This window comes from Embleya sp. NPDC008237, assembly GCF_042956465.1.
GTDB lineage: Bacteria > Actinomycetota > Actinomycetes > Streptomycetales > Streptomycetaceae > Embleya.
Map to the genome: position 1 here is coordinate 218,762 of NZ_JBIBGL010000019.1, position 7,351 is coordinate 226,112.

Sequence of the window (7,351 nt, forward strand, 5' to 3'; positions counted from 1 at the left end):
GGTGGCACGCGTCGTGTTCAGGTGTTGCCTCAACGAACAGTCGTGACGAGATGGCGGGTGGGGTATGGGGGAGAGGCCGTTTCTGCGGTTGGTCGAGGGCGGGCCCGCTGCCCCGACCGTCGATGCCGGACGGGTGCCGGATGTATGGGCCTTCCAGGCCGACTGCGCACACGCGTTCGCCGACACCTGGGTGGTGAGGGGTTTCGCCGCGACGACGATCGGCTACTACACCCGCCTGCTCGAGCGGGTGTTGGGCCACTTCGACCGTCCCGTGTGGCGGATCGAACCCGCCCACGTGGACGCGATGCTCCGCGATCTGCTGCTCGCGGGCCGGGCCGCGGGAACCAGGCGCCGCCACCTGGACATGCTGCGCGCGTTCCACACGTTCATGCGCCTGCGCCACGCCGTACAGATCCACGCTCTGTACGGAGAACCGATCCAAGACCCGCTGGACCGGTTCAACCGGCTACGCCACGTCTGGGACGACGCGCCCCGCCCGCTGCCGCCCTCGGCCGAACGCCTCGCCGCGTTCTTCGCCTTCGCCCGCGCCCGCCTGACCGCCGTGTCCGACTATCCGGCCGCGGCACGGGACTACGCGCTGCTGCGCACCCTGTACCACTCCGCACCGCGGCTGAGCGAAGCACTCCACCTCGACCGATACGACGTCCACCCCGAACTCGGCCCCACAGGCAAACTCCACGTACGGTTCGGCAAGGCGGCAGGCGCCTCGGGACCACGCCCGAGATGGGCACCCATGCTCGACGGGCTGGACCGGATCCTCGCCTGGTACCAACGCGACGTCCGTCCCCTGTTCCCCGACACCGCCGCACTGTTCTGCGACGCCCACGGAAGGCCCCTGAAGCCCGAGACCACGCGCGACCGTCTGGCCCGTCTCCTCCAGATCGAAGGCCGACCCGACAGCGACCGGTTCACTCCGCACGACCTGCGCCGCGCGTGTGCGACCCACCACTACGAGCAGGGCATGGACCTGCTCGTCGTCCAGCAGTTGCTCGGACACCGGCACATCGCCTCGACCATGGTTTATGTCCGCCCCCAACTCACCTTCGTCGAGGACGCGTGGCGCCGCGCGACATCGACCGCTGTCGCCGGTCTGACCGGCTGACCCACAGGCAGGACGCCCATGACCACACCGACCCATCTGCACACCGTCGAGCCCACGGCTTTGTTGCCGCAGATCGAATGGAGACTGCGCATGGCCGCAGCACAGCGCGGCATCTGGACCGGCACCGAACTGCGCCGACTCCTCGCCGAGCGGGCAGGCCTCGAACTGTCCGCGGCATCGGTATCCGCCCTGTTCACCAAGCAGCCCTCCCAGGTGAAACTGTCCACCCTGGCCGCGCTGTGCGCCGCACTCGACTGCACCCCGGGCGACCTGCTGGCCGTCGGCGAGCCCGCCGCACCCCCACCAAGCACCACTTCGTCCCCGCCACCCTCGCGACAGCAATCCGCGCCCCGCCACCGATCCTTGCCACCGCTGTGACCACCCCCGGCCCCGCAACGAACCTTCTTGCGACCACCCGTGCCACATCACCTCGCGTCAAGGACACCTGCCGGGCCTGTCACCGACTGCGCTGGCTGTGCCCCGACACCGGCCGTTGCCCCTGGTGTTCGCGGACCTGCACCCTGTGCGGTGCCCCGCGCAGATCCGCCCAGGAAGTGTGCGCGGCATGCCGACGCCGATCCGCCGGAAAACCGGCTCGAGGCCCCTGCCGGAACTGCGGACACCGACGTGTCCTCGACGCGGCGACCCAGCGCTGTCGAGCCTGCGCCGATCCCGCCACCGCACCAGCCCCGGCACCCTGTGCACGATGCGGAACCAGCGGCCAGTGGGCCAAGAGTCTCTGCAAGCGCTGCTACGAGCACTCACCCCACACCGTCTTGTCCCGCGCAGCCGGCTGGGTCGAGCGCATGCCCAATGCCCCCTCCTGGTGGAACGACCTCGCCGCGCATCTCGCGGAGCATCGCCACCCGATATACGCGGCCGACATCGTCGCCACCACAGCGCGCCTGATCCTCGACACCTCGACCGGCGACCCCCGCCGCCTCCTCGCCCGCGCCACCCACGAAGCCCCCGAACTCGTCGGAGCACTCACCGACTTCTTCCGCACCCACGGCCACCTCGACCCACCACCGGGCCTAGCCGACCAGCGGGCGGCAGCCCGCCGCGCCCGCCGTATCCAGGCCACACCCGCCCCGCTGCGCCCCCCAGTCGCACGGTTCGCCGAGTTTCTCCTGCTCCAACGCGAGCAAGCCGAGCAACTGGGACTACGCCCCAACCAGCCGAAGACCATCGAGATCCGCCTCGCCGGCGTCCGTGACCTGGCCCTCCACCTCCACACCGCAGGCGCAGGCCGTACGAGCTGGGCGAGCGTCACCACTGCCGACCTGGAATCCTTCCTGGCCGTCAACTCCTCCCTCCGCGCGTCCCGATTGGCGGCACTGCGTCAGTTCTTCGCGTACGCCCACCGCTCCAAGGCCATCCTCCACAACCCCACCCACCCGATATCCGCCGCACAACCGAGGGGATTCCACGGCCCGACCCTCACCCCCGCCCGGCAGCGCACCCTGTACCGGCGGTGGACCACCCGCCACGACATCCATCCGCACGAGGCCTTCATCGGCCTTGCCGCCCTGCTCCACGCAGCGACCATCACCGAGTTGCGCCTGCTCACCGACACCGGAATCAACCCCGGCCGCCGGAGCGTCCACTTTCCCGGCAGATCAGTGGCCCTCCCACTCGACGAGGCGACCTGGACGGCACTGCAACGCTGCCAAGACCACCGGCACAGACTCGGCACGGACAACCCCCACCTGCTCGTCACCCGACTCACCCGCACCCACCACGGCCCCGCCGGATCCGCCCACGTCCGCGACACCCTCGCCCCTGCCGGTCTCCCGCCCCGCATCCTGCGCTCCACCCGGCTGCTCACCCTGGCAGACGAACTCGATGCCAAGATCCTCACCACATCACTGGGGATGTCCTACGCGGGCGTCGCCCACTACCAACCCAACCCGCACCTGACCAAACCGATATGACGACCCACCAGGTATGAAGACATCACAGACACATCCCCACGGCCACCGCCGGCTCACCGCCCCACGACGTGCTCGGGTCGACCGGTCTGTCGATCGGCTGCGAATCTCACATCCACCGAACACGAACACGCCCACCCGACACCCCACCTCACCAGCGCATGCCGAGTTCGGTGAGGAGCCGGACCCGTTCCTCGTTCAACGAAGTCCGCCGGGTCCGTTGGTTGTTGACCCACTTGCCGAGCCGCACGTCGACGACCCCGCCGCCGTCGTCGGGCCCGGCCGTCGTCTGCATCGTCACGATCTCGACGTGCCCTCGAGGCACTTCGAGGTGTCCTTCGCGTTCGCGGTAGGCGACGGCCGCAGCCAACGCCGTCTCCCACGCGCCCCGCCCGCGCCTCGGCACCGGGGCCGCCCCGGCGCCGTCGCCGCCAACAACCGCACCGCCCTCCTCCGTGCCGTTCCTCCCGCCACGACCTCCCGCACCACCGACGCCGGCAGCCGCCGCCACGCCGTCCTCGACACCGTCGCCGTCCGCTGCGCCGCCTTCGCCCGCCGCTGCGCCGTGTTCGGTTTCGGCCGGGATGCCGAGTTCCCGGAGTTGCTGGAGTTGTCCGGCCCGCAGCCCGGCCCTCACGTCCGGCCGCCGGTGTCGCTGCGCCCATCTGCCGATGTCTTCGCCGCCGGCGATGTGTCCGGGCGCGAGTTCGTCGAGGGCCCCGCCGCGCTCGAGGAACAGTCGGACTTCGTTGCAGGCGCGTTGCCAGGCGATGGTCCACCCGTCGGGCTTCCACCACGGGTCCAACTCCTCCAGGGCCCGGCGGCGTTCGGGGTGTGCGTCCAAAACACCCGCGCGCCGCTGGTTGGCGAGCCATTGTCCGATGCGTACGCCGTCCTGGAAGGCTCCCTGTGGTGCGGCGAGGTGTCCGTGCCGCTGCGCCCAGCGCCGGGCGACGGCGAGTCCGTCCTCGAACGCGGCGTCGGGGTGCGACCACACCATCCCGAGCATGACGAGCTTGCGCACCCGGTCCCTGTGCAGGCGTCCCGCGGCGTACTCGCGTCGTTGAACGGCGGCCCATTGCCCGACCGGATACTCGTGGTCGTGTTCGTCGCGTGCGTCGAGGGGGATCCTCATGTGCCCGTGGGCCCGTAGGAATCGCCGCGCGGCGAGGTAGCCGCGGGTCCAGTCGCGTTCGTCCGGGTCGATGACCCGCAACCGGACGAAGTCCGCCACCACCGCCGGGTTACGCGGGCTGGAGAACCGCAGAAACGGCCGCGTCTCGGACTCACCGCCGGCGCCCGGCCCGTTTGCATCAGCCGGTCCGGCCGTGCCCTCCACAGCCCCGCCAACGCCCTTCGCGACCCCACCGACGTCCTCCCCGGTCCCTCCCGCGCCCCCTTCGGCCGCCGTGTCACCGCTCGCTGCGCCGCCCACCGCTGCGCCGTCCCGGTCCCGGTCGGCTCCGTCCTCGGCGACTGTCCTCGTGGCGCCGCGTGCCCGGGCCTGGGGGACGGCCAACGCCTCGACCATCTCGGGCGCGTGGGCCCTCAATGCCTCGAGCACGGTCACCAGGTACCGGTGTCCGTCGGACAGGAGCATGTCGTCGGGGTGTTCGTGGTCGTCGAGGAAGACGGGGACGACGATGGCGGCGGTCTTGCCTTGTCCCGGTTTCTGCCGGAGGGCTCTTCCGAGGGCCTGGGTGATGTTCACGATGCTGGACATTTCATCGAAAATCGCCACCGCGTCGACGGCCGGGCAATCGATGCCCTCGCCGAGGATCCGTACGTTCGCCACCACGGACAGGTCGCCAGGGACCCCGGGTTCGGCGAACCGGCCGAGGACCCGCCGCCGGTGTTCGGCCGGGTGGTCCCCGTGGAGCCATTCGGCGCGGACGTCCGTCGGGGCCTGGTCCGGGAGTTCGGCGCGCAGCCGTCGGCCGACTTCGGGGAGCCCCAACGCGAAGGCTTTGGCCTCGACGACGCGGTGATGGAACGTGATGACGGTCCGGAGCCCGTTCTCGCGGGCGGTCTTCAACAGCGCGGTCTGCAGTGCGGCGAGGCGTTTGCCGCGCCAGGCCTCGACCAGCCTCGGCACGTCCGGACTCTCGTCGTCGAGGGCCTTTCGCGCGTCGCGCCGGGCCTGGTTCAACTCCTTGTCCCTGATGTCCGCCACCAGCACCACGAACCGCGCGAGCAGCCCGCGTTGGATGCTCTCGGCAAGCCCCAGATGGAAGAGTCGAGGCCCGTACTCCGGGCCGTCCATGGACACCGCGAGCTCCTCGGGCAGCGCCGCCCGCCGGTATTGCGCCCGCCCGATGCCCGGCGCGCCCCCGGCGCCTGTGTCCGACCCGCCGGCACGGGACTCTCCGACATCCGACGACCCGTCACCTGACATACCGTCAGTAGAATAGGGCATTTCACCGACTTCGTCGATCGCCCCGGTTTGCATTTCCGGTGAGAAATACTCGTATTCCGAATCGATGTCGAATGCGATGTCGTCAGGAATCGGCGGAAGTTCAATGTGTGATCCACTGTGAGGTTCGACGTGGCGCTCGAGACCGCCGCCCGCGCCCCGCGCCGCAACCCCGGACCCCACCTCGAAGAGCGTCCCCTGACCGCCCGCGCCATCCCCGACACCGCCACCGCCTCGTTCGCCGCGCCGCCTCCTGCGCCGTCCTTTGAAGGATTCGTAGATGCGGGGTGTGGCGGTCATGTACAGCCGCCGCTGCGCCGGGACGAGGGCGTTGTCGTGGATGTCGGTCCAACTCTTGTCGACGTGTCCGGCGGCGCGGTGCGCCTCGTCGCACAGCACCAGCGTCCAAGCCCTCAAAGCGGGGATCCCGTAGGGCCCGGTGTGCGCGTGGATGATGCTGCCCAGCGAGGCATAGGTGCCGAACACCGTGTACCGACCGTGCCGTTGGGCCCACAGGGCGAGGCTGGGCCCGCTGGTGGTGGCGCGCACGTCCGCTGCGCCGAGCGCGTCGTCGCCCTCGAGGGAGCAGACGGCGAGCATGGCCTCTTCGTGTCCGAGGGTGCGCCAGGCGGTGACGGTCTGGGTGAGCAGGTCCAGGGTGGGGACCAGGACGAGGGTGCCGCCGGTGGGGGCGAGGCGCCTGGCGGTCTCGGCGGCGATGAGGGTCTTGCCGGTGCCGGTGGCCGACACCAGGAGTCCGCGGTTGCCCCCGGGCCGTACGGGGCCTTCGAGGCCGCGTACGGCGGCGTCGACGGCTTCGATCTGGTGCGGCCGAGGCCGTGGTGCGAAATCGGGCACCGGCCCTCCTCGTCATGCCTCCGACGTGGTACTCGCTTCACATCAAAGTCTACCTGCGAAATTTTTGAGTCACATGAACCTTGAAGTCACCGAGCAGCCTCGAATGAATGAAATCGTGGACGACAACGACCCGCGCCGATCCGCCCGCCGAACCCACAGCCCGTGTTCGAGCGGGGGAGGGGACAGGCCTGCCGCCCCGCCTCACTCCGGCACGCCCAATTTTCCCAGTCGCGAACGGATCGCGCTCGGTTGACGATCGAAGCGCCGGGCGAGCTCGTCGATGCCGTGGCCGGCGGCGTGGAGTTCCAGGAGAAGTTGCTCGTCCTCGGGGGTCCACCGCTGGTAGGCGTTGCCGTGCCGCTTGCGGATCTCTTCCACCGAGTAGGCCTTGCCCGCGGCCTCGTCCGCGCTCGCCGTCCGTTTCCTCACGTTCGTGTTCGTGTCGGGGACGGGGATCAACTCCACCGAGCCCAGCAACGCGGAGGGGAAGTCGCACATCTCGACTCCCTCCAGCCAGAACGTGGTGGTGCCGTCCTCGAAGGTCAACAGGTCCGCGTGGAGGTCGAGTTCGCGACAGGTGACATCCGGGTCCGCGGGGTCGACGACGAACTCCTTGAAACGCAGACGGAATACCTGCCGGGGCATGGATGCGGTCATGACAAAACGATGCCGGCCCCACCCACCACCCCGGCAACCCCCACTTCGCCGACGACGCCCGCCGATCCACATCGCGGATCGGTTGCTCCCCGCAACGCGGGGAGCCCACACTCACTCGCGTGAGGAACTCCCCGAAACCGCAACCCACTTCGTGCTGCCGGCGGGCCGCAACGCGGCCCTGGTCCGAGCCGCAACGCGGATCGGACGCCTCCCGCAACGCGGGAGGCCTTCACTTCCTTTCGATCCGCAACGCGGATCGAGCTCCCCGCAACGCGGGGAGCCTCCGGTGGCGCAACGCGCCACCGCGAGCCGCAACGCGGCTCGCTTCACTCGCAAGCCGCGCAGCGGCTTGGGGACCCGCTCCGCGGG

At 70.1% G+C, this 7,351-nt stretch carries 5 protein-coding genes; 3 read left to right on the plus strand and 2 right to left on the minus strand.

Annotation, left to right across the window (positions count from 1 at the left end; genetic code table 11):
• Positions 1–133 precede the first annotated feature (133 nt).
• From ACFZBU_RS38720 to ACFZBU_RS38730, 3 genes are all read left to right on the plus strand, one after another.
• Positions 134–1,123: a tyrosine-type recombinase/integrase gene (locus ACFZBU_RS38720; protein WP_391588457.1), complete on the plus strand. Its 990-nt coding sequence runs from the start codon at positions 134–136 to the stop codon at positions 1,121–1,123.
• Positions 1,124–1,141: 18 nt separating this feature from the next.
• Positions 1,142–1,501 carry a helix-turn-helix domain-containing protein gene (locus ACFZBU_RS38725; protein WP_391588458.1) on the plus strand — a complete coding sequence of 120 codons (360 nt, stop codon included), beginning with the start codon at positions 1,142–1,144 and terminating at the stop codon, positions 1,499–1,501.
• 428 nt (positions 1,502–1,929) lie between these two features.
• Entirely contained in the window at positions 1,930–3,057 is a 1,128-nt protein-coding gene (locus tag ACFZBU_RS38730; RefSeq protein ID WP_391588459.1) for a hypothetical protein, read from the plus strand.
• Between the two features lie 148 nt (positions 3,058–3,205).
• On the opposite strand, the gene ACFZBU_RS38735 is transcribed toward ACFZBU_RS38730, so the two are convergent.
• Entirely contained in the window at positions 3,206–6,325 is a 3,120-nt protein-coding gene (locus tag ACFZBU_RS38735; RefSeq protein WP_391588460.1) for a Helicase associated domain protein, read from the minus strand.
• 201 nt (positions 6,326–6,526) lie between these two features.
• Positions 6,527–6,982, minus strand: a complete 456-nt coding sequence (locus ACFZBU_RS38740) for a helix-turn-helix domain-containing protein (RefSeq protein WP_391588461.1) — start codon at positions 6,980–6,982, stop codon at positions 6,527–6,529.
• Positions 6,983–7,351 lie beyond the last annotated feature (369 nt).